19 protein-coding genes, 1 tRNA gene and 1 other RNA gene are annotated in these 22,973 nt (G+C 68.7%); 17 read left to right on the top strand and 4 right to left on the bottom strand.

The window, feature by feature from the left end; all coding sequences use genetic code 11:
• Positions 1-38 precede the first annotated feature (38 nt).
• The 17 genes from ffs (at position 39) to ACZ0AA_RS08320 (ending at position 20,645) form a co-directional block, all read left to right on the top strand.
• An RNA gene (gene ffs / locus ACZ0AA_RS08400) (signal recognition particle sRNA small type) lies at positions 39-135 on the top strand.
• A gap of 43 nt (positions 136-178) precedes the next feature.
• Positions 179-796, top strand: a complete 618-nt coding sequence (locus ACZ0AA_RS08395; protein ID WP_463512656.1) for a rhomboid family intramembrane serine protease — start codon at positions 179-181, stop codon at positions 794-796.
• A 163-nt stretch (positions 797-959) separates the two neighbouring features.
• Positions 960-1,535: a hypothetical protein gene (locus tag ACZ0AA_RS08390; RefSeq protein ID WP_463512655.1), complete on the top strand. Its 576-nt coding sequence runs from the start codon at positions 960-962 to the stop codon at positions 1,533-1,535.
• A 61-nt stretch (positions 1,536-1,596) separates the two neighbouring features.
• Positions 1,597-3,720, top strand: a complete 2,124-nt coding sequence (pta, locus tag ACZ0AA_RS08385; RefSeq protein WP_463512654.1) for a phosphate acetyltransferase — start codon at positions 1,597-1,599, stop codon at positions 3,718-3,720.
• Positions 3,717-4,937 (top strand): acetate/propionate family kinase, encoded by a 1,221-nt coding sequence (locus ACZ0AA_RS08380; RefSeq protein WP_463512653.1) that lies wholly within the window; start codon positions 3,717-3,719, stop codon positions 4,935-4,937. The genes pta and ACZ0AA_RS08380 overlap by 4 nt, the downstream gene beginning before the upstream one ends.
• A gap of 102 nt (positions 4,938-5,039) precedes the next feature.
• Positions 5,040-5,843 (top strand): HAD family hydrolase, encoded by an 804-nt coding sequence (locus ACZ0AA_RS08375; RefSeq protein ID WP_463512652.1) that lies wholly within the window; start codon positions 5,040-5,042, stop codon positions 5,841-5,843.
• The gene (locus tag ACZ0AA_RS08370) at positions 5,840-8,344 is read left to right on the top strand and encodes a glycoside hydrolase family 65 protein (protein WP_463512651.1); all 2,505 of its coding nucleotides are present in this window, start codon (positions 5,840-5,842) and stop codon (positions 8,342-8,344) included. The genes ACZ0AA_RS08375 and ACZ0AA_RS08370 overlap by 4 nt, the downstream gene beginning before the upstream one ends.
• Before the next feature lie 2 nt (positions 8,345-8,346).
• Positions 8,347-9,426 carry a DUF2207 family protein gene (locus ACZ0AA_RS08365; RefSeq protein ID WP_463512650.1) on the top strand — a complete coding sequence of 360 codons (1,080 nt, stop codon included), beginning with the start codon at positions 8,347-8,349 and terminating at the stop codon, positions 9,424-9,426.
• Positions 9,427-9,530: 104 nt separating this feature from the next.
• Positions 9,531-11,960 (top strand): DNA polymerase III subunit gamma and tau, encoded by a 2,430-nt coding sequence (locus tag ACZ0AA_RS08360; RefSeq protein WP_463512649.1) that lies wholly within the window; start codon positions 9,531-9,533, stop codon positions 11,958-11,960.
• On the top strand, positions 11,960-12,553 hold the full coding sequence (gene recR / locus ACZ0AA_RS08355) for a recombination mediator RecR (RefSeq protein ID WP_400865717.1): 594 nt from the start codon (positions 11,960-11,962) through the stop codon (positions 12,551-12,553). Before ACZ0AA_RS08360 ends, recR begins: the two co-directional genes overlap by 1 nt.
• Entirely contained in the window at positions 12,550-13,488 is a 939-nt protein-coding gene (locus ACZ0AA_RS08350; RefSeq protein WP_400865714.1) for a DMT family transporter, read from the top strand. Before recR ends, ACZ0AA_RS08350 begins: the two co-directional genes overlap by 4 nt.
• 205 nt (positions 13,489-13,693) lie before the next feature.
• Complete coding sequence (locus ACZ0AA_RS08345; protein ID WP_400865711.1) at positions 13,694-14,977, top strand: aspartate kinase; 1,284 nt, start codon at positions 13,694-13,696, stop codon at positions 14,975-14,977.
• A 249-nt stretch (positions 14,978-15,226) separates the two neighbouring features.
• Complete coding sequence (locus ACZ0AA_RS08340) at positions 15,227-16,297, top strand: aspartate-semialdehyde dehydrogenase (RefSeq protein WP_400865708.1); 1,071 nt, start codon at positions 15,227-15,229, stop codon at positions 16,295-16,297.
• Positions 16,298-16,380: 83 nt separating this feature from the next.
• Complete coding sequence (locus ACZ0AA_RS08335; RefSeq protein WP_400865705.1) at positions 16,381-17,853, top strand: malate:quinone oxidoreductase; 1,473 nt, start codon at positions 16,381-16,383, stop codon at positions 17,851-17,853.
• A gap of 7 nt (positions 17,854-17,860) precedes the next feature.
• On the top strand, positions 17,861-18,514 hold the full coding sequence (locus ACZ0AA_RS08330) for a thymidine kinase (RefSeq protein WP_463512648.1): 654 nt from the start codon (positions 17,861-17,863) through the stop codon (positions 18,512-18,514).
• A 138-nt stretch (positions 18,515-18,652) separates the two neighbouring features.
• Complete coding sequence (locus tag ACZ0AA_RS08325; RefSeq protein WP_400865700.1) at positions 18,653-19,375, top strand: FadR/GntR family transcriptional regulator; 723 nt, start codon at positions 18,653-18,655, stop codon at positions 19,373-19,375.
• Positions 19,376-19,385: 10 nt separating this feature from the next.
• Positions 19,386-20,645, top strand: a complete 1,260-nt coding sequence (locus tag ACZ0AA_RS08320; RefSeq protein WP_463512647.1) for an alpha-hydroxy acid oxidase — start codon at positions 19,386-19,388, stop codon at positions 20,643-20,645.
• A 12-nt stretch (positions 20,646-20,657) separates the two neighbouring features.
• Here the strand turns inward: ACZ0AA_RS08320 and ACZ0AA_RS08315 are convergent, their stop codons facing one another.
• The 4 genes from ACZ0AA_RS08315 to ACZ0AA_RS08300 form a co-directional block, all read right to left on the bottom strand.
• Positions 20,658-21,503: a DUF1295 domain-containing protein gene (locus tag ACZ0AA_RS08315; RefSeq protein WP_463512646.1), complete on the bottom strand. Its 846-nt coding sequence runs from the start codon at positions 21,501-21,503 to the stop codon at positions 20,658-20,660.
• Between the two features lie 52 nt (positions 21,504-21,555).
• On the bottom strand, positions 21,556-22,311 hold the full coding sequence (locus ACZ0AA_RS08310) for an HAD-IIB family hydrolase (RefSeq protein ID WP_463512645.1): 756 nt from the start codon (positions 22,309-22,311) through the stop codon (positions 21,556-21,558).
• Entirely contained in the window at positions 22,308-22,784 is a 477-nt protein-coding gene (locus ACZ0AA_RS08305) for a VanZ family protein (protein ID WP_400865689.1), read from the bottom strand. The genes ACZ0AA_RS08310 and ACZ0AA_RS08305 overlap by 4 nt, the downstream gene beginning before the upstream one ends.
• Before the next feature lie 69 nt (positions 22,785-22,853).
• A tRNA-Pro gene (locus tag ACZ0AA_RS08300) sits at positions 22,854-22,927 on the bottom strand.
• Positions 22,928-22,973: the final 46 nt, after the last annotated feature.

Raw genomic sequence — 22,973 nt, 5'->3', positions numbered from 1 at the left:
CTGTCAAAGAGCAGGGGCAGACATCGGCTAGACTTATCGACGGCTCTCCGCGTGGCGGCATCCAGGCCAATTCCCCCAGGGCGGAAACGCAGCAAGGGTAACCGGGCTCTGCTGGGTGCGCGGAGAGTCACTTTCTTTTTGTCAGCGTCCTCCGGGTCAGTCCTGACAGGATCGTGACGTGACAAGGCCAGACGTGATCAGCACCGCCGATTCCCCGCGCTCCGGTGCTCTCGGCCGTTTCGCGGCGCCTCTCGTGCTGGTCACCCTGATGTGGGTCGTGCAGATCGTCGATGCGATCCTTCCCGGATCCTTCACGGGCTTCGGGCTCCGCTCGTGGGATCTCTCGGGCCTCGGGGGCATCGTGCTCGGTCCTCTCCTGCATGCGGATTGGGCCCATCTGATCGGCAACACCGTGCCGCTCCTCGTGCTCGGCTGCCTGGTCGCGGTCGACGGCGCGCGTCGGTTCTGGACCGTCACCGCGTTCGCCGCGGTGATCGGCGGCCTCGGCACATGGCTCGTGAACGCGCCAGGGGCATTGACCGTCGGAGCGTCCGGGCTCGTCTTCGGGTACTTCGGATACACGGTGATGCGGGTCTTCGCGCCTGGTCGGGTGACGCACCGAGTGCTCTATGCGATCGTCGCTCTCCTCGTGATCGGCCTCTACGGCGGCTCCATGCTGGCCGGCGTCGTCGGCGTGCGCGAGGGCATCTCGTGGCAGGCGCACCTGTTCGGCGCGATCGGCGGCGGTCTCGCCGCGTTCGTCGGCAGAGGCAGCACCAAGACCAGGGGCGCATGAGCACGACCAGGAGCACCCGCGCTTCCGCGAGCCGCAAGGAGCCCGCAGGCAGGAAGCCGGCAGGGAAGAAGCCCGCAAAAAAGAAGCCGACCGGAAAAGGCAGCCGAGCCGTCAGCGGTCCCGCACGCGGCGCGCTTCGCCCCGTCGACGAGCGCAGCGGCGGATGCAGCGCGTGAAGCTGCTGCGTCGCATCGCGCTGTCCGCAGCAGCAGTGATCGTCGTCGCGCTCGCCGCGGTGCTGATTCCGCTCGGGCTCGCTCACGAGAAGCCGCCGGCGATCTGCATCACCGACCCGACCACGTTCCCCGACTCGGGGGTCGAGGGCTGGCGGGGGGAGCAGCTCGAGAACGCCGCGACCATCATGCAGACGGCCACCGCGCTCGGCTTCGGTCGCGACGGCCAGATTCTCGGCGTCATGACGGCGATGGGCGAGAGCAGCCTGAACAACATCGACTACGGGGACTGGGAGACGAGCGGATTCACCAACCCGGACGGCACCCGGACGACGAGCATCGGGCTCTTCCAGCAGCAGCACTGGTGGGGCTCGGCCGAGCAGCGCATGGACCCGGCGACCGCCGCGACGCTGTTCTACGAGCGTCTCGCGAGAGTGCAGGACTGGCAGTCGATGGACCCGTCGCTCGCGATCCACAGGGTGCAGATCAACCTCGACCCCACCTACTACACGCGCTACGCACCGGATGCCACGGCCGTGGTCGATGCGCTCTCCCGACCCTGCTGAGCGCATTTCGCACGGCTGTCAACCCAGCGAGATCATGGGGTCGTGCACCTAGGGTGGGACTGTGGCGCAGAGCATCTACATCACCTCGGCCGAAGGCCATACCGGTAAGTCGACCATCGCACTCGGCGTGCTCGATGCGCTCATGCGCGTCACGCCCAGGGTCGGCGTCTTCCGGCCGATAGCGCGGTCGGTCACCGAGCGCGACGACGTGCTCGAACTGCTGCTCGCGCACGACGGCGTGCACCTCGACTACGAGGACTGCATCGGCGTGACCTACGACGACGTGCGCGACGATCCCGACCGGGCGCTGTCTACGATCGTCGCCCGGTTCAAGGCCGTCGAGGCCCAGTGCGACGCCGTGGTCATCATCGGCAGCGATTACACCGATGTCGCCAGCCCGGCAGAGCTGGGGTACAACGCTCGGATCGCCGCCAATCTGGCAGCACCGGTGCTCCTCGTGCTGAGCGGTCGCGACCAGCAGCGTCAGGCCGAGCAGCTGGGCACCACCACCGCCCGCACTCCCGCGGCAGTCGGGCAGATCGGGGCGCTCGCGCTCTCCGAACTCGACGTCGAGCGCGCCGAGCTGTTCGCGGTGATCGTGAACCGGGCCGACCCCGAGCACCTCGCCGACATCGAGGAGGCGGTCGCAGCGGTTCGTCCGCAGAAGAACACACCGGTATGGGCGATCCCGGAGGACCGCACCCTGGTGGCACCGTCGATCGACGGCATCCTCGCCGCCGTCGACGGCCGACTCATCAAGGGCGACCCCGACCGTCTCGCCCGCGAGGCACTGACCATCGTCGTCGCGGGCATGTCGATGGTGAATGTGCTTCCCCGGCTCACGGAAGAGTCGGTCGTGGTGATCCCCGCCGACCGCACCGAGGTGCTGCTGGCGACGCTGCTCGCCGATGCGTCCGGCACGTTCCCCCGTGTCGCCGGCATCATCCTGAACGGCCCGTTCCCGCTTCCCGAGCCGATCGTGCAGCTGCTCGACGGCTTCACCTCGACGGTGCCGATCATCGCGACGGACCTGGGCACCTACGACACCGCGGTGCGCGTGATGGGAGCGCGGGGTCGCATCTCGCCCGAGTCCCGTGGTCGCTACGACCGTGCGCTGGGGCTGTTCCAGACACATGTCGACATCGCCGAGCTCACCACCCAGCTGGGTCTCGCCGAGTCGCGCGTCGTGACGCCGCTGATGTTCGAATACGGACTCATCGAGCGCGCGCGCTCCGACCGTCGACGCATCGTGCTGCCCGAGGGCGATGACGATCGCATCCTCCGCGCGGCCGCCACGCTGCTGGCGCGCGAGGTCGCAGACCTCACGATCCTCGGCGACGAGTCGGCGATCCGGTCCCGAGCGGTCGAGCTGGGAGTCGACATCACGGCCGCGCAGGTCATCAGCCCGACCGATCCCGAGATGGTCGAGCGCTTCGCGGCGGAGTATGCGCGACTGCGGGCACACAAGGGCACCACGCTGGCGCAGGCGGCCGACACCGTCACCGACGTCTCGTACTTCGGAACGATGATGGTGCACCTCGGCCTCGCCGACGGCATGGTCTCGGGTGCCGCGCACACGACGGCGCACACCATCCGCCCGTCCTTCGAGATCATCAAGACCAAGCCGGGCGTGAATGTCGTCTCGAGCGTGTTCCTCATGGCGCTCGCCGATCGAGTGCTCGTCTACGGCGACTGCGCGGTGATCCCGGATCCGACGAGCGAGCAGCTGGCCGACATCGCGATCTCCTCGGCGGCGACCGCGCAGCAGTTCGGCATCGAACCCCGCATCGCGATGCTCTCGTACTCGACGGGAGAGTCGGGATCCGGCGCCGACGTCGACAAGGTCCGAGCAGCGACTGCCCTCGTGCACGAGCGCGCACCGGAGCTGCTCGTCGAGGGACCCATCCAGTACGACGCCGCCGCTGACGCCGCGGTGGCCAAGGCGAAGCTGCCCGACTCCGCGGTGGCCGGCCGGGCCACCGTCTTCGTGTTCCCGGATCTCAACACCGGCAACAACACCTACAAGGCCGTGCAGCGCTCGGCGGGTGCGGTCGCGATCGGTCCGGTGCTGCAGGGACTCAACAAGCCGATCAACGACCTGTCACGCGGCGCGCTGGTCGACGACATCGTCAACACCGTGGCGATCACGGCCATCCAGGCGCAGTCCGAAGGAGCGACCGCATGAGCGCCATCCTCGTCATCAACAGCGGATCCTCGTCGCTCAAATACAGCCTGATCGACATCGAGAACGAGAACGAGCTCGCCGCGGGGCTCATCGAACGGATCGGGCAGGAACTCAGCGCGATCCGGCACACGGTCCGTCCTGACACCACCGCGGATGCCGTCGTGACGATGCTCGATGCCTCCTACGACTCCGAGCGCCCCGTCGCCGACCACGGCGCCGCCTTCACGGTGATGCTCGAGCAGTTCGCCGAGCACGGCCCGCTTCTCGACGAGCATCCTCCCGTCGCCGTCGGCCACCGCGTGGTGCACGGAGGCGCACGGTTCTATGCGCCGACCCTCGTCACTCAGAACGTCGAGGAGCAGATCGAGGAGCTCGCGGTCCTCGCCCCGCTGCACAACCCCGCGAACCTGGCCGGGATCGTCGCGGCGAAGGCGGTGTTCTCGGGCGTCCCGCACGTGGCGGTGTTCGACACGGCATTCCATCAGACCCTGCCTCCGGCCGCCTACACCTACGCGATCGACGCCGAGCTCGCCGCCGAGCACCGGGTGCGCCGGTACGGATTCCACGGCACGAGCCATCAGTTCGTGAGCGAGTCGGCGGCCGCGTTCCTCGGACGCGACCTCGGCACGCTGCGGCAGCTCGTCTTCCACCTCGGCAACGGTGCATCGGTGACCGCGATCGAGGGTGGCCGGTCGGTCGAGACCTCGATGGGACTGACGCCGCTGGAAGGGCTCGTGATGGGAACCCGTTCGGGTGACCTCGACCCGGCGGCGCTGGTGCATCTGTCGCGGAGGGCCGGATACTCGATCGACGATCTCGACGCGCTCCTGAACACGCGCAGCGGTCTGAAGGGACTCGCCGGGCGCAGCGACATGCGCGACATCCTGGCAGGCAGAGACGCCGGAGATGCGGCGGCGACGCTGGCGTTCGACGTCTACATCCACAGGCTGCGCGCCTACGCGGGGTCATACATCGCGCAGCTCGGCGGGGTCGACGTGATCTCCTTCACCGCAGGGGTCGGCGAGAACGCCGTGGCGGTGCGCGCAGAGGCGATGGCCACGCTCGGCTTCGCCGGGGTCGAGATCGATCACGGGCGCAATGTCGAGCGGCAGCGCGGCATCCGACGCATCTCCACCGACGCCTCGCGAGTCGCGGTGCTCGTCGTGCCGACGAACGAAGAGCTCGAGATCGCCAGACAGACCTCCCGTCTGCTCTGATCGACACACCTCGGGGGTTACCGCCCGGTGCCGAGCCGCACTACGCTTGCACAGTGGCACGGAGAGGTGCCGGAACCCCTCGTCCTTCTCCTGGAGGCTCCTGTGCCCGAAGCCCTGCCCGATCCGCTCCGCGCCGAAGGCGTCCTGTTCGACCTCGACGGGGTGCTGACGCCGACCGCCGAGGTGCACATGCGCGCCTGGAAGGTCGTGTTCGACGACGTGTTCGAACGCTGGGGCATCACGCCTCCGTATTCGGATGCCGACTACTTCGACTATGTCGACGGCAAGAAGCGCTATGACGGCGTGGCGAGCCTGCTGCGCAGCCGCAACGTCGAGATCCCGTGGGGAGCGGTCGATGACCCGCCCGAGGCCGAGACCATCTGCGGCATCGGCAATCGCAAGAACGCCGCTTTCGCCGAGTCGCTGCGGGGCGAGGGCATCGCCCCGTTCCCCGGCTCGCTCGCGCTCGTCGAGAAGCTGTCCGCCGCCGGCATCCCGATCGGTGTCGTCTCGAGTTCCAAGAACGCGGAGGAGGTGCTCGCCGCGGCCGGCCTCCGCTCGTTCTTCCGCGTCGTGGTCGACGGCGTCGTCGCAGAACGCGACGACCTCGCCTCCAAGCCCGCCGCCGACATGTTCGCCGCCGGTGCCGTGGCGCTGGGCGTCGATCCCGCCCGCAGCATCGCGGTCGAGGATGCCACCTCGGGCGCGGCCTCCGCCGCCGCCGCAGGGTTCGCGGTCGTCGTCGGCGTCGATCGAGGCACCGGAGCGGATGCGCTGCGCGCTGCCGGTGCGACCGTCGTCGTCAGCGACCTCGACGTGTTCGTTCACGCCGCTGACGAGGTCACTAACACCGATTCAGACTCCGCCGACCAGGACACCCGCTCAGACGACGAGGAGACCGCATGATCGACCGCGACCGCTTCCCCGTGGACCCCTGGCGACTCATCGAGACGCGATACTCCGAAGACGGAGTGGCCGAGACGCTCTTCGCCGTCGGCAACGGCTACCTCGGACTCCGGGGCAACCACATCGAGGGCCGAGGCGCCCACGAGCACGGCACCTTCATCAACGGTCTGCACGAGACGTGGCCGATCAGGCACGCCGAGCAGGCGTACGGCTTCGCCGAGGTCGGGCAGACGATCGTCAACGCCCCGGATGCCAAGGTCATGCGGGTGTACGTCGACGACGAGCCGATCTCGTTCGACGAGGCCGACGTGCGCGAGTACCGACGCACCCTCGACATGCGCACCGGCGTGCTCGAGCGCACCGTGGTGTGGGAGACGCCGTCGGGCAAGCGCGTGCGGATGCGCGACGAGCGGATCGTCAGCTTCGAGGAGCGCCACCTCGCAGTGCTCCGTCTCGAGGTCGTCGTGGAGAACGCCGACGCCCCGGTCACCGTCAGCTGCCAGATGATCAACCGCCAGGACGGCGCCGGCGTGTACGCCGGCACCCCCAACCAGGCGAAGGGCGGATTCGATCCGCGCAAGGCGGAGAAGATCGCCGAGCGCGTGCTCGAGCCGGGGGAGTACTGGCAGGACGGATTGCGCTCCGCGCTGTCGTACAGCGTCGCCGATTCCGGCATGACGGTCGCCGTCGTCGCCGACCACATCATCGAGACCGAGAACGACTACACGTCGCGCACGCTGATCGAGGCCGACATCTCGAAGAACGTGTTCCGAGTGCAGGCGAAGGCCGGGGTGCCCATCACGGTCACCAAGCTCGTCAGCTACCACACCTCCCGAGGCGTGCCGGCCCGCGAGCTGGTCGACCGGTGCCGTCGGTCCCTCGACCGTGTCGCGTTCGAGGGCGTCCAGGCGCAGTTCGACCGACAGGCCGAATGGCTCGCCGCGTTCTGGGGCCGCAGCGACGTGCAGATCGGCGGGCACGACGACATCCAGCAGGCGACCCGCTGGTGCCTGCTGCAGCTCGCTCAGGCCTCGGCGCGCGCCGACGGCACGGGAGTGCCCGCGAAGGGCGTCTCGGGGTCCGGGTACAGCGGCCATTACTTCTGGGACACCGAGATCTATGTGCTCCCGTTCCTCACGTACACGTCGCCGCAGTGGGCGCGCAACGCGCTTCGCGCGCGAGCTCTCATGCTCCCGGCGGCTCGTCGCCGGGCCGCGCAGCTCAATGAAGCGGGCGCACTGTTCCCCTGGCGCACGATCAACGGTGAAGAGGCGTCGGCCTATTACGCGGCCGGCACCGCTCAGTACCACATCAACGCCGACGTCAGCTTCGCGCTCGGCAAGTACGTGCGGGCGACCGGTGACGACGACTTCCTGCGACGTGAGGGAATCGACATCGCCATCGAGACGGCTCGCCTGTGGGCCACGCTCGGCTTCTGGCGCACCTCGCGGCTCGTCGCCGACACGAGGGACGACGACGGCGTCGAGACCTTCCACATCCACGGCGTGACCGGGCCAGACGAGTACACGACCGTCGTCAACGACAACCTGTACACGAACGTCATGGCGCGCTACAACCTCCGCTACGCGGCGAGGGTCGTGCGGGAGGCGCAGGAGGCCAACGGCGAGGAGTTCGCCAGGGTCGTCGAGCGCACCGGCCTCGCCGAGGGCGAAGCCGAGGGATGGGAGCGCGCCGCCGACGCGATGTTCATCCCGTTCAGCGAGAGCCTGGGCATCCATCCGCAGGATTCGCTGTTCCTCGAGCGCGAGGTCTGGGATCTGGCCCACACGCCGAAGGAGCAGCGGCCGCTGCTGCTGCACTTCCACCCGCTCGTCATCTACCGGTTCCAGGTGCTCAAGCAGGCGGATGTCGTGCTCGCGCTGTTCCTGCAGGGAAACCACTTCACGCCGGAGGAGAAGAAGGCGGACTTCGACTACTACGACCCGCTGACGACAGGCGACTCGACGCTGTCGGCCGTGGTGCAGTCGATCCTCGCCGCCGAGGTCGGGTACCAGGATCTGGCTCTGCAGTACTTCCGGCAGTCGCTGTTCGTCGACCTGCACGACCTGCACCACAACGCTGCCGACGGCGTGCACGTCGCGTCCGCCGGCGGCGTGTGGACGGCTCTGGTGTGCGGCTTCGGCGGCATGCGCGACTACGCCGGCGAGCTCAGCTTCGATCCTCGGCTGCCCGCCGACTGGCCGTCGCTGTCGTACCCGCTGCAGTGGCAGGGGTCTGAGCTGCAGATCACACTCACGACGGGCGAGCTGCGTGTCCGCGTGCTCACCGGAGACCCGGTGGCGTTCACTGTGCGCGATGCCGCATACATCGCCACGGCCGAGCAGGAGGTCGTCGTGCCGCTCGCCGAACAGGGACCGCTGATCCCGGGGCGCCCGTCGCTGCGGCAGTTCGCGGACGCTCTTCGCGAAGACGGCACGCGCCTGTCGGCATCCGTTCCCGTGATCACGACCGCGATCCCCATCATCGAAACGATCGACTGAGTGTGCTGATCACCGCAGCGCTGTTCGGGCTCGCGCCCGCGCTGCTCCTTCTCGCGCTCGCCGTCGTGGAGCGGGCGCGATCGGTGCAGCGTGTCGCCTCCCCCGGGGCACGGTTCGCCCCGGCTGAGGGCGCGACCGTGCTGTACGACGCCCTGCTGCTGAACGCGGATCGAAAGGCGGTCGCCGCCGCGCTGATCGACCTGGCCGTGCGTCGCAAGGTGCGGCTGCTGGTCGATGCCGACGCGGCGAGGCAGGGCGGGTCGCGCAAGCGAGCGCCGATCGGCTTGGAGATCGTCGAGGGAGCGACGTTCACCCCCGAGGAGCTCAGCGTCCTCGAGGCGCTCTTCGGCCCGGATCACACGCCGGGGCGCGTGCGGCGATTCAGCTCGGATGCTCGGGCGCTGCACCGCCGAGTGCACGGCGTCATCGATGAGGCCGAGAAGCGGCTCGCGTCGGCGGGCCTCATCGGTCGAGGGCGACGCGGATGGGCCACGTTCCTGATCCGCGTCGCCGCGGTGCTGGTGATCGGCGTCTGTCTCCTCCTGCTGGTCGCCGCCTGGTCGGTGAGCGAACCGGGCGCTGCGCTCTATGTGGTGCTGGTCGCCGGCCTGGTCGTCGCGATCGCCGCCATCGTGGTCGCACCGAGGCCCTGGCGCCGATTCCATTCGGCCGCGCAGCCGATGCGCGCCCACCTCGCCGGCATGCGCGAGTACATCGCCCTCGCCGAGGCGGAGCCGCTGCGGTTCTCGCAATCCACCGAGGGAGCGGATCTGAGGGCGGACGTATCGCCTGAGGCGTCGAACGCACGACTGCAGAGATTCCTGCTGAACGAACGGCTGCTGCCCTACGCCGTGCTCTTCGGTCTCGAGCGATCATGGACAGCTGTCCTGCAGACCGAGTCGCGCGAGCTGCGCGTCGCCGAGGGGATCGACGGCGCCATGGAGGTGGCGGGGGCCGTGATCGAGGTGATCGAGCTGGTGGGCGGCGTCGTGCATCTCGTGACCGCGGTCGGCGAGCTCGTCGATGCGACCGGTGGGGTCGTCGAGGTCGTGGGCGGCGTCTTCGAGGCCGTGTCGTCGTGATTTCTCCGCACCCCTCGACGGTCAGGACGGCGCGTCGGGGATCACCCGCCCGATCGACGGCGCCCGTCTGCCGGAACGTCCGTGGCACGCCGTAGGCTGTTCTGGTGACCACAGCCCTCTACCGCCGCTACCGCCCCGAGTCGTTCGGCGAGATGATCGGGCAGTCCCAGGTGACCGAACCCCTGATGACAGCTCTCCGAGGCGACCGTGTCGGCCACGCGTATCTGTTCTCCGGGCCCCGCGGGTGCGGAAAGACGACGTCTGCCCGCATCCTCGCCCGCTGCCTCAACTGCGCGGAGGGTCCGACCGACGTGCCCTGCGGCACGTGCCCGAGCTGCGTCGAGCTGTCGCGCGCCGGCGGCGGTTCGCTCGACGTCGTCGAGATCGATGCAGCCAGTCACAACGGCGTGGACGACGCCCGAGACCTGCGCGAGCGGGCGACGTTCGCCCCCAGCCGCGATCGCTACAAGATCTTCATCCTCGACGAGGCGCACATGGTGACGCCGCAGGGGTTCAACGCCCTCCTCAAACTCGTCGAAGAGCCGCCCGAGCACGTCAAGTTCATCTTCGCGACGACCGAGCCCGAGAAGGTGCTCGGCACGATCCGCTCGCGCACGCATCACTACCCGTTCCGTCTGGTCCCGCCGGCCGCGATGCTCGAGTACGTCGAGAAGCTCTGCGTCGAGGAGGGCGTGGTCGCCGAGCGCGGCGTCCTGCCGCTCGTCGTCCGTGCCGGAGGCGGGTCGCCGCGTGACACCCTCTCGCTTCTCGACCAGCTGATCGCCGGTTCGGATTCTCCCGCAGGATCGGAGACCGTGACCGTCGCGTACGAGCGTGCGGTCGCGCTGCTCGGCTACACGCACGCGGCGCTGCTCGATGAGATCGTCGATGCGCTCGCCGCCGCCGACGCCGCTTCGGCGTTCCCCGCCATCGACCGGGTCGTGCAGACCGGCCAGGATCCGCGCCGGTTCGTCGACGACCTGCTCGAACGCCTGCGCGACCTCATCGTGATCGCTGCCGTCGGAGCCGGGGCGTCCTCCGTGCTCCGCGGCATCGCGGCCGACGAGCTCGCTCGCATGCGCACTCAGGCAGAGTCCTTCGGTTCCGCTCGGCTGTCGCGCACAGCCGACATCGTGAGCGCCGCTCTCGACGACATGTCGGGCGCGACGTCTCCCCGACTGCACCTCGAGCTGATGGTCGCTCGAGTGCTCGCAGCGGGAGCGGACGCTGTCGCCCCATCGGCGCAGGTCGGGTCCGCAGCGCCCGCTCGCGCGACGGGTCCTGCGTCGGCTGCGCCTCAGCCCTCTGGCGCTCCGCCCGCTGCGGCCACTCAACCCGCTGCGGCTGTTCCGGCCGCCGCTGCCACCCAAGCCGCTGCCACCCAGCCCGCTGCGGCAGCTGCGCCCGTCGCCGCGGCCGAGAACGTCGACGCCGAGACGGCTCATGCCGGGTCGGTCGAGGTCGAAGCCCCCGCGGCGTCGGTTGCCGCGCCCGAGGCACCCGACGATGCGACGTCGAGCACGCCGCCCACCGCGCCGGCCTCCGACGGCGCCGCGCCCTCGGGTCCGGTCGCGTTCGAGCAGATCACGGCGGCTTGGCCGGCCGTGCTCAAGCGGCTCGAGAGCGTCAGCCGCACGTCCTGGCTGCTGGCCACCGCCGTGCAGCCGCTCGCGTTCGTCACCGAGACGGAGGTGCTGACCCTCGGGTTCGCCAGCCAGCACGACGTGGCGAAGTTCAAGGGGACGACGCCGGGCTCCGGTCCGTCCGATCATCTTCGCGGAGCGATCGAGCAGGAACTCGGCGTGCGGGTCAAGTATCTGCCTGCCCCGATGCCCGCGGGCGGCGCGCCTCGCCAGCCCTCGTCGCCCTCTGCGGTGCGCCCGTCAGACGACGCGCCCGCATCGGAGCCTGCGTCAGCGGGTTCACAGCGCGCTCAGTCATCAGGTGCTCAGACGTCGCGCGCTGAGACGCCGACTCCTCGGACCACGCCTCCTCAGACGGGTGGCGCCCCCGCGGCACCGGTGACGGAGTGGGCGGTGGCATCGATTCCGGCATCCGAGGTCGCGGCGCCCGCCCCGGTGACTGTCGCGGTGCCGGCCCCGGTGTCGATCGCGGTGCCGGCCGCAGTGACGAGCCTGCCGACGACGGCCCCTGCCGACGCGCCGATGCAGATGTCCTCGACTCCGAGAGACGATCGGCCCGACGGGGGAGACGAGCCGCCTCCTCCTCTCGACGACGAGCCGCCGTATTTCGACGACGAGCCGCCCTACGACCCGTCCTACGAGCCTGCACCGACGTCGCAGGCCGCACCGACGGCCGCTCGCGCACAGGCAGCCCCCTCCGCTTCCGCGCGGTCGACGCCCGTGCAGGCAGCCCCGGCGCGCAAGGTGGCTTCTGCCGCAGCAGCCCCGGTCATCACCGAGCGCGCCCCCGCAGGGGGAGTCCAGCGCTATGGCGAGGCCGTGATCCGCCAGGTGCTCGGCGCGACGTTCGTTCGCGAAGAGCCCTACGAGCCCCCGACGAGGTTCTCCTGATGTATGACGGAATCGTTCAGGAGCTGATCGACGAGTTCGGCCGGCTTCCCGGAATCGGCCCCAAGTCCGCGCAGCGCATCGCATTCCACATCCTGCAGACACCGACGTTCGACGTCGCACGGCTCGCCGAGCTGCTCGTCGAGGTTCGGGTGCGGGTGCGCTTCTGCGAGATCTGCGGCAACGTGTCAGAGCAGGAGCGCTGCGCGATCTGCCGCGACCCCAGACGCAATCCTGCTCTCATCTGCGTCGTCGAAGACGCGAAGGACGTCGCCGCGATCGAACGCACCCGGGAGTTCCGTGGTCTCTACCATGTGCTCGGCGGGGCGATCAGCCCGATCGCCGGCATCGGTCCAGACGACCTGCGCATCGCGCAGCTGATGACCCGTCTCGCCGACGCCACGGTGCAGGAGGTCATCCTCGCGACGAACCCCAACCTCGAGGGCGAGGCGACGGCCAGCTATCTCAGCCGTCTGCTCACCACCATGCAGATCACCGTGTCCCGCCTCGCCTCCGGCCTTCCGGTCGGCGGCGACCTCGAATACGCCGACGAGGTCACCCTCGGGCGCGCGTTCGAGGGCCGACGAGTGCTGTGAACACACAGGGCGGCTTCACGCGACGCGGCTGGCTGCTCTTCGGGGCCATGGCGCTGCTGTGGGGCGTGCCCTACCTGTTCATCAGCATCGCGGTCGAGTCGCTCTCACCACCGGCCATCGTCGCGGGGCGCACCCTCATCGCGGCTCTCCTGCTCCTGCCGTTCGCACTCCGAGGCGGCGCGCTGAGAGCGGCGTGGAAGCACTGGCCCTGGGTCCTCGCCTTCGGGCTCGTCGAGATGGCCGGCCCGTTCGTGCTGCTGGGCCACGCCGAGATGACCCTGCCCTCAGGCATGACCGGCCTGCTCGTCGCCACCGTGCCGCTGTTCGCCGCCCTCATAGCCCTGGGCGGAGGAGACCGGAGCGTCCTGCGTCCGACGCGCGGGATCGGACTTCTCATAGGCTTCATCGGTGTCGCGATCGTCGTCGCCGGCCCAGGACTCTTCGGAGGCGAGGTCAGTCTGCTCGCCGCCGGCGAGGTGCTGCTGGTCGCCATCCTCTATGCGATCGCCCCCTTCATCGTCGCTCGCAAGCTGAACGATGTCCCGTCGCTCGGCACCATCACGCTGTCGCTGCTCATGATCGGCGTGATCTATCTGCCCATCGGCCTGCTCACACAGCACCAGATGCCGACACTTCCCTCGATCTTCGCGCTTCTGGCGCTGGCCGTCATCTGCACCGCCGTCGCGTTCCTGGCGTTCTTCGCGCTCATCCGCGAGGTCGGCCCGGTGCGCGCGCCGCTGTTCACCTACGTCAACCCGGTCGTGGCGATCATCCTCGGCGCGCTCGTGCTCGCCGAGCCCCTGACGCCAGGGCTGCTCATCGGGTTCCCTCTCATCATCGCCGGGTGCTGGTTCGCCGCCACCGGCGGGCGCCTGCGCCCACCGGCATCGACTGCCTCCGACCTGGTCCCCGCACCGCTCCCGCCTGCTCCCTGACACCCCCTTCCCGGCCGAGCACGACTTCGGATGCCGTGGGCGCCGCGCCCCGGAGTGGCACCGGTGACCGGCGCGTCCGTCACCGGGTCCGAGTCGTCCCGCCCGGAGGCGACCTCCCCGGGAGAGCGTCACATGCGAAGAAGCGCATATGCGCCGCTCGTAGAATGAGGGTGGGCGGATCCGCCCGACATCCCAGGGAGTGAACGTGGCCCTCATCGTGCAGAAGTACGGCGGCTCTTCCGTCGCCGACGCAGAGAGCATCAAGCGCGTCGCCAAGCGCATCGTCGACACGCGTCGCGCAGGGCACGACGTCGTCGTCGCCGTGAGCGCGATGGGCGACACGACCGACGAGCTGCTCGACCTCGCCAACGAGGTCGCGCCGATCCCCGCTCCACGCGAGCTCGACATGCTCCTCTCCAGCGGTGAGCGCATCTCGATGGCGCTGCTCGCCATGGCGATCCACTCGATGGGGTTCGAGGCGCGTTCGTTCACCGGCAGCCAGGCCGGAATGATCACCGACTCTCAGCACGGAGCGGCGCGCATCGTCGACGTCACGCCCGTGCGTCTGCGCGAGGCCCTCGACGAGGGTGCGATCGTCATCGTCGCCGGGTTCCAGGGTTTCAACCGCGACACCCGCGACATCACCACGCTCGGTCGTGGCGGCTCCGACACGACGGCCGTCGCGTTGGCTGCGGCGCTCGATGCCGATGTCTGCGAGATCTACAGCGACGTCGACGGCATCTTCACGGCTGATCCCCGCGTCATCCCGAAGGCGCAGAAGCTCGACCACATCGGCAGCGAGGAGATGCTCGAGCTCGCCGCCAACGGCGCCAAGGTGCTCTACATCCGCGCCGTCGAGTACGCACGCCGTCACGGCGTCCTGATCCACGCCCGTTCGACGTTCTCGTCGTCCGAAGGCACATACGTTCTGGGCGAGGGCATGAAGAACCCTCGCGAAGCCGAGGGAGCAGAAGCCATGGAAGAACCGATCGTCGCCGGTGTCGCCACCGATTTCGGCCAGGCCAAGATCACTGTCGCCGGTGTGCCCGACGTTCCGGGCAAGGCCGCGGAGATCTTCAAGATCGTCGCCAGGTCCGGCGCGAACGTCGACATGATCGTGCAGAACGTGTCGGCCACCGGTCGCACCGACATCTCCTTCACGGTTCCCAAGGCCGACTCCGCTGCGGCGCTCAAGGCACTCGCGGGAGAGCAGACCGAGGTCGGCTTCCAGAACCTCGTGCACGACGACCAGATCGGCAAGCTCTCGGTCGTGGGCGCCGGAATGCGCACGCACTCCGGGGTCTCGGCGGTGCTGTTCGAGGCGCTGTCGGCCGGCGGCATCAACATCGAGATGATCTCGACGTCCGAGATCCGCATCTCGGTCGTGCTCCGCGACACCGACCTCGCTGAGGCCGCCCGCACCGTGCACACCGCGTATGGACTCGACGGCGACGCCGAGGCGACAGTGCACGCCGGCACCGGCCGCTGACCTCGACACGAACGGCTGGGGTCTCCCCGCCCGGCTGAGGATCTCACCGGATCCTGACCGCCGGGCGGGAATCCTCCAGCCAGACGGACGGCCTCCCCTCGATCGGGTCGGCGTCGACGCCCGGTCCTCGAGCATCGGCCGACACGATAGACTCACCGAAACCCTGACATCGGCGCCAGGCGCGGCATCCGCACCCCGACGTCGCGCCCGAAGCCTCGCATGCAGCACTGCACGACGCCAAGGAACATCATGACCCGCATCTCCGACTCAGGACTCTCCGTCGCCATCGTTGGCGCCACCGGCCAGGTGGGCACCGTGATGCGCGAGATTCTCATCGAGCGATCCTTCCCGATCCGCGAGCTGCGCCTGTTCTCGTCTTCGCGCTCCGCAGGCACGGCGATCGAGTTCGGCGGGGCGACGGTCATCGTCGAGGACGTCGAGACCGCGGATGCCGGGGGCATCGACATCGCCCTCTTCTCGGCCGGCGCGACCGCCAGCCGCGCCTACGCTCCTCGTTTCGCCGAGGCCGGTGCCGTCGTGGTCGACAACTCCAGTGCGTGGCGCAACGACCCCGAGGTGCCGCTCGTCGTCAGCGAGGTCAACCCGCATGCGATCGATGACCGCCCGCGCGGCATCATCGCGAACCCGAACTGCACGACGATGGCCGCGATGCCGGCGCTGAAGGCGCTGGATGCCGAAGCGGGCCTCGAGCGCCTCATCGTCTCGACCTACCAGGCCGTCTCGGGTTCCGGCCTCGCCGGAGCGCAGGAACTGCTCGGCCAGGTCGAAGGCGTGCTCGCCCAGGGAGACACGCTGCGTCTCGTTCACGACGGGTCATCGATCGACTTCCCCGAGCCCGAGAAGTACGTCGCCCCGATCGCCTTCGATGTCATCCCGTTCGCGGGCAACCTCGTCGACGACGGCCAGAACGAGACCGACGAAGAGAAGAAGCTGCGCAACGAGAGCCGCAAGATCCTCGAGCTTCCCGATCTGCGCGTCGCGGGCACCTGCGTGCGTGTGCCGGTCTTCACGGGGCACTCACTCTCGATCAACGTCGAGTTCGCCAGGGACATCACTCCTGAGCGCGCCGCCGAGGTGCTCTCCGCGGCGCCGGGCGTCGTGCTCGACGAGGTGCCCACCCCGCTGCAGGCCGCGGGCAAGGACCCGAGTTTCGTCGGCCGCATCCGCGCCGACCAGTCCGCCCCCGAGAACAAGGGCCTCGTGCTGTTCATCAGCAACGACAACCTGCGCAAGGGAGCGGCGCTCAACGCCGTGCAGATCGCCGAGATCCTCGCCGAGCGCCTGGTCGCCATAGCCTGACGGCATCCCCGCCATGCGGATCCGGTCTGACGAGACCGGCCCCGTTGGTCAGTCGTGCTGTGCCCGCGAACTAGACTGTCCTGGTGACCGAAACCGTCGATGTCGTCTTGATCGGTGGTGGCATCATGAGCGCCACCCTGGGTACCCTGCTGCACGAATTGCAGCCGGATTGGAAGATCGTCGCCTTCGAGCGACTCTCCGATGTGGCTCAGGAGTCGTCGAACCCCTGGAACAATGCGGGCACCGGGCACGCTGCGCTCTGCGAGCTGAACTACATGCCGCAGCAGAAGGGCGCCCCGCTCGACCCGGCGAAGGCCGTCTCGATCAACGAGCAGTTCCAGCAGAGCCGCCAGTTCTGGTCGTCGCTGGTCGACAGGGGAGTGCTCGATGCTCCGTCGACCTTCATCAACGCGACCCCGCACATGACGTTCGTCCGCGGTGAGAAGGACGTCAAGTACCTCAAGGACCGCTACGAGGTGCTGAAGAAGCAGCCCCTGTTCGACGGCATCGAGTACAGCGAGGACTCGCGCGTCATCAACAAGTGGGCGCCGCTGCTCATGCAGCAGCGACGCAAGGGAGAGCCGTTCGCCGCCACCCGTGTGCCGGCGGGCACCGACGTCGACTTCGGTGCGCTCACGCATCAGCTCTTCGACCACCTCACCGCGTCGGGCGTCGAGCTGCGCACCAACCACGAGGTCAAGAGCCTGAAGAAGCAGAAGGACGGCACCTGGCTCATCACCTACCGCACGACCATCGGGCGCACCCCGAACCAGGTCAAGGCGCGCTTCGTGTTCGTGGGCGCCGGCGGCTGGGCGCTGAAGCTGCTGCAGCGCTCTGGCATCCCCGAGATCAAGGGCTACGGCGTCTTCCCGATCGGCGGCCAGTTCCTCAAGACCTCGAACCCGAAGATCGTCTCGCAGCACAAGGCCAAGGTGTACTCGCAGGCCTCTGTGGGCGCTCCGCCCATGTCCGTGCCGCACCTCGACACGCGTGTGGTCGACGGCGAGGCCTCGCTGATGTTCGGCCCGTTCGCGACGTTCAGCCCCAAGTTCCTCAAGAACGGCTCGATGCTCGACATCGTGTCGCAGGTGCGCACGCACAACCTGTGGCCGATGCTGCGCGTCGCCTTCGCGAACCCCGACCTCATCACGTACCTCGTCGGCGAACTGCTGAAGAACCACGCCAAGAAGGTCGACAGCCTGCGCACGTTCATGCCGACCGCGAAGGACGAGGACTGGACCCTCATTGATGCAGGTCAGCGCGCCCAGGTCATGAAGAAGGATCCCAAGAAGGGCGGCATCCTGCAGTTCGGCACCGAGGTGGTGTCTGCGGCCGACGGCTCGATCGCCGGTCTGCTCGGGGCGTCGCCCGGTGCCTCCACGGCCGTGCCGATCATGCTCGATCTGCTCAAGAAGTGCTTCCCCGACGAGTACCCAGGGTGGGAGTCCGAGCTGCGTGAGCTCATCCCCACGTTCGGCGAGCAGCTGAACAAGGACCCCGAGCTGGCGGCGAAGTCCACCGCGGCGACGGCGGCCGTACTCGGCATCAACGAGTAGCGCGCCGGTGGCGAAGCTCTATTTCCGCTACGGGGCGATGAACTCGGGCAAGTCCACCTCGCTGCTCCAGGCCGCGTACAACTACGAGGAGCGCGGTCAGCATGTGCTGCTCGCGAAGCCGGCGATCGACACCAAAGGGGCGTCTGAGATCGCGAGCCGTCTCGGGGTCACCCGAGAGGTCGATTTCCTCATCGCCCCGGATGCCGACGCTCGTGTGCTGTTCGGAGAGCAGCGAGAGGCCGTGCGCAGCGCGGCTGCGGGGGAGCACATCGCCGGCGGAGCGCTCGACGTCGCGTGCCTTCTGATCGATGAGGCGCAGTTCCTGACCGCTGAGCAGGTCGACGACCTCTTCCGCATCGCGATCGAAGACGGCATCCCCGTGATCGCCTACGGGATCCGCAACGACTTCCTCACACATGCGTTCCCCGGTTCCGCACGGCTGCTCGCCATCGCGCATTCGCTCGAAGAGCTGAAGACCATCTGCCGGTGCGGACGAAAGGCCGTCTTCAACGGCCGGGTGATCGGCGGGCGCTTCGTCTTCGACGGCGATCAGGTGGCCATCGACGAGGGCGCAGACGGATCGGCGGCACCCGAGATCACCACGTACGAGTCGCTGTGCGGTGCGTGCTACCTCGAAGAATCCGGCGGTCGCCTGGGCTGAGAGCCCCGCATCCTGCTTTCGCCTTCGGGCGGTGTCTCGGCGTGCACGGATTGCGTGGTCTGACCACACGCGCTACTGTGGTCAGACCACACGCGGCGCGCCGATGACGCAGCCGAACGCGAACGACGAGGAGAGCGGATGCCGGAGCAGCCTGCGCGCGCTTGGCGCCTCGTGCTCGAGCACGTCGAGCGAGACCTTCTCGACGGTCGGATCGGCCCTGGCGACCGCCTCGCCTCCGAACGGGATCTCGCCGCAGACCTCGGCGTCGGCCGCTCCAGCGTCCGCGAGGCTCTGCGCGTGCTCGAGGTGATGGGTCTGATCCGCACATCAGCCGGCTCAGGGCCCCAGTCGGGAGCGATCGTGATCGCCACGCCGACCGGCGGCATGTCGACGTTGCTGCGTCTCCAGGTGGCGGCCCAGGGGTTCCCGCTCGCGGACGTGGTGCAGACGCGACTGCTGCTCGAAGATGCCGTAGCCGCAGCGCTGGCCGGTCAGGTCGCCCCCGATCTCTCTGCGGCGCACCGAGTGCTCGAGGCGATGGACGCCGACTCTCTCACGCCCGCCGAGTTTCTCGCCCTCGACGCTCAGCTGCACCTCGCACTCGCGGAGTCGAGCGGCAACACCGTCGTCGCAGCGATCATGGCAGGGCTGCGCACAGCGATCGAGTCGTATGTGCAGCAGGGTGCGGCCGCGATCGACGACTGGGATGCGATGGCAGACCTGCTCCGCGCAGAGCACCGAGCAATCGTCGAGGCCATCGCCGCAGGCGACGCCGCGACGGCCCAGGCGCTCGTCCGAGCGCACATCACCGGCTATTACACCGCGGCGGGGCTGACCCGCAGCGCCCGACCCACCGACTGAGAGGAATGACATGGTCCAGCGCCAGGTCCCCAACCCCGCAGAGCTTCTCGATCTGATGAAGTTCAAGAAGCCCGAGTTCAACGGCAAGAAGCGTCGTCTCGATTCGGCGCTCACGATCGACGACCTGCGCACGATCGCGAAGCGCCGCACGCCGAAGGCCGCCTTCGACTACACCGACGGCGCGGCCGAGGGCGAGGTGTCGCTCACGCGTGCCCGGCAGGCGTTCCAGGATGTGGAGTTCCACCCCGGCATCCTCCGACCGGCCCCTTCGGTCGACACCTCGGTCGACATCCTCGGCGGCCCGTCGGCGCTGCCGTTCGGCATCGCCCCGACCGGGTTCACCCGCCTCATGCAGACCGAGGGCGAGGTCGCCGGTGCGGGCGCCGCCGCCGCCGCCGGCATCCCGTTCACGCTGTCGACCCTCGGCACGACGTCGATCGAGGGCGTGACGGCCGCCAACCCGCAGGGGCGCAACTGGTTCCAGCTCTACGTCATGCGCGATCGCGAGATCTCCTACGAGCTCACCCGACGTGCGGCGGCAGCGGGCTTCGACACCCTGCAGTTCACGGTCGACACACCGGTGGCGGGCGCGCGCCTGCGAGACAAACGCAACGGCTTCAGCATCCCGCCGCAGCTCACTCTCGGCACCATCATCAACGCGATCCCTCGTCCGTGGTGGTGGTACGACTTCCTCACGACGCCCAAGCTCGAGTTCGCGTCGCTGAGCACCACCGGAGGCACCGTCGGCGAGCTGCTCGACGCCGCCATGGACCCGACGATCAGCTATGACGATCTCGCCGTGATCCGCGACATCTGGCCCGGGAAGATCGTGATCAAGGGAGTGCAGAACGTCGAGGACTCGCTGCGGCTGCGCGACGCCGGCGTCGACGGCATCGTGCTGTCCAACCACGGTGGGCGTCAGCTCGACCGCGCGCCAATCCCGTTCCACCTTCTCCCCGAGGTCCGCAGGGCCGTGGGCGACGACTTCACGGTCATGGTCGACACCGGGATCATGAACGGGGCGGACATCGTGGCGGCCGTGGCGCTCGGCGCGGACTTCACCCTCATCGGCCGCGCCTACCTCTACGGCCTCATGGCGGGTGGACGTGCTGGCGTCGACCGCACGATCGAGATCCTTCGCACCGAGATCGAGCGCACCATGCGGCTCCTCGGTGTCGCCTCGCTCGCCGAGCTCGAACCGTCGCACGTCACCCAGCTCACGCGCCTCGTGCCGGTCTCCCGCCCCGCGACGGAGGCAGTGGTCCTCTGACGCGGCCTTCGGTCACGCCGCGGGCGCTGCGACAGGCCGCGCCCGCGGCGGCCAGGGGATGAGCATCGACGTCCTACGGCGGTACTCGGCGTAGGCAGGGTACTTCTGTGCGGTGATCGACTCGGTGAAGATCGTCGACCCGACGAACAGGATGCTGAGCAGGATCGGTCCGATGATCGTCCAGTTGATCGCGCCGCCGAGCAACCCGGCTCCCGACGCCACGGCGGCGCTCGCCCCGATCGCGTAGAGGACCCACCACTGGCTCTGCTCGAAGAAGAAGTTGGGGTGTCGGCTGTAGCGGAACAGCCCCTCCGTGGCGAAGCCCGGAGGCAACGAGCCGCCGGCCTGCTTCTTTCGCCGGTGGAACTCCCACTGCTCGCGGTCGGCGAGCGTCTCCCCGACGAGCAGCACGAGGAAGAGGGCGGCGAAGACGAGGTCCCACGCGTTCAGCGGGGCGGGGTTCTGCAGTGCGATCTCGGCGGGGAGGGTGATCAGCACGAGCAGCGTCATCTGGTACCCGACGATGAACAGCAGATTGAAGAGCTGGAACTGCCAGGGCTTCATCCGGCCTCGAAGGATCGCCCACCGGTAGTCCTCCATGCCGGTGTATCCGCCTTTGCGAGCGAAGTTGAAGGTCAGCCGCACACCCCATGCGGTCACGAGAGATGCCATGAGCACCAGGCGGCCGGCATCCCCGCCGCTCGCGATCATCGATCCGGCGAAGATCCAGAGGTACACGACGGGCACGATCGACCATGCGCGGTCGACCCAGGAGGTATCGCGGGTCGCGAGCGAGAGCAGCCAGCATGCCGCGCTCGCGACGGCCGCGGTCAGGACGACGATCAGCAGCGGTTCCATACCGACATGCTAGAACTCCGCCGCGTCGGGGCGCGGAGGCCGCAGCCGAGCGTCAGAGAGTCAGGAGGAGTGCGTCGAGCTTGTCGGCGGTGTCTTCCCAACCCTCCACGGCCACGGAGGGCACACCGATCGCGAGGACGGGGTAGTCATTGCCGCCCTCATCGAGCCGGTCGCCGTAGAAGAGCATGGAGGTGAGCGGGATGCTCGTGTGCTCGGCGAGCTGCTTCATCCCGAAGGCCTTGTCGATGCCGGCCAGGGTGATGTCGATCGAGGTCGAGCCTCCGGATCGCACCTCGAGGTCGGGCAGTCGCACGGCCACGGCGTCTCGCAGAGCCTCGCGCTTCGCACCGGACGGGTCCCAGTCGTGCTTCGCGTCTCGTGGGGCCTTCTGCCCGAGCGCCGAGAAGGTGATCTGAGATCCGCGGTCCTCGAGGATCTCGCCCCAGGGCTGCGCCTCCCAGAGCCCCAGGCGCTCCGCCTCTTCGCGCAGGGCGGCGAAGGCATCCGACTTCTGCTCCGCGCTGAGGTCGTGCGCGTAGAGCGGCGAGAAGTCGGTGCCGTCGTGCCGCAGGTACCGGGTGCCGCAGGTCGGGAGCAGGTGCAGTCGCGCGGCCGACTCGTCGTCGATGCTTCCGAGCCGGGCGATCACCTGTGCGCGGAACTGGGTCTCGTTGCCACCCGAGATGATCGCGACATCGACCTTCTGCAGCAGCGCGAGCAGCAGCGCGGCCATGCGAGCATCGATGGGCTCCTTCGACGGGGCGAGGGTGTCGTCGAGATCGAAGGCGACGAGTGCAGGCGAGGTCATGATGCCTCCAGGGTAGACGGGCGTTGCTGAGAGAAGCGCGGTGCGAAGAGCAGCGTGCCCGCGATCGCGAGGGCGACTCCGATCAGTGCGCCGCCGGAGTTCGCGACCACGTCGGTGAGAGTGGCTGCCCGATGGGGCAGCACGAGGCGCTGGACCACCTCGATCGAGAGTGACAGAGCCGGTCCGAGCACGATCGCCAGCGGCCACATGCGGCGCGGCACGAGGAGGAACGCGAGGATGCCGATGGGCACGAACACGAGCACGTTGGCGATGACCTCCAGGCGGGTGAAGTCGAGAGACTCCCACCCCAGGCGGTGCGCCGCCGACAGCACGAGGTCGAGCAGGTTCGGCAGCGACCGCTCGACGCGCTCCGGCGTGAGTGTGAGCAGCGCCAGGCCGACGAAGAACGGGATGCCGAGAGCGAGTGCGATACCGCGGGTGAGTCGGCGCGGGGGAGGGAGTAGGCGGCTCACAGGGTGCCTTTCACCTCGGGGCGGATACAGAGAAGGCCGCCCGTGAGGACGGCCTTCCGGTGTTACTTGTCGGGGTGACAGGATTTGAACCTGCGACCTCTTCGTCCCGAACGAAGCGCGCTACCAAGCTGCGCCACACCCCGTTTTGCAACCCTCCGAGTCTACAGCGAAATGCTCTCAGCACCGAAT

The organism is Microbacterium sp. AC035 (assembly GCF_979258485.1).
The sequence above is the reverse complement of the archived record's forward strand: the minus strand, read 5'-3'. Positions and strand labels throughout refer to the sequence as shown.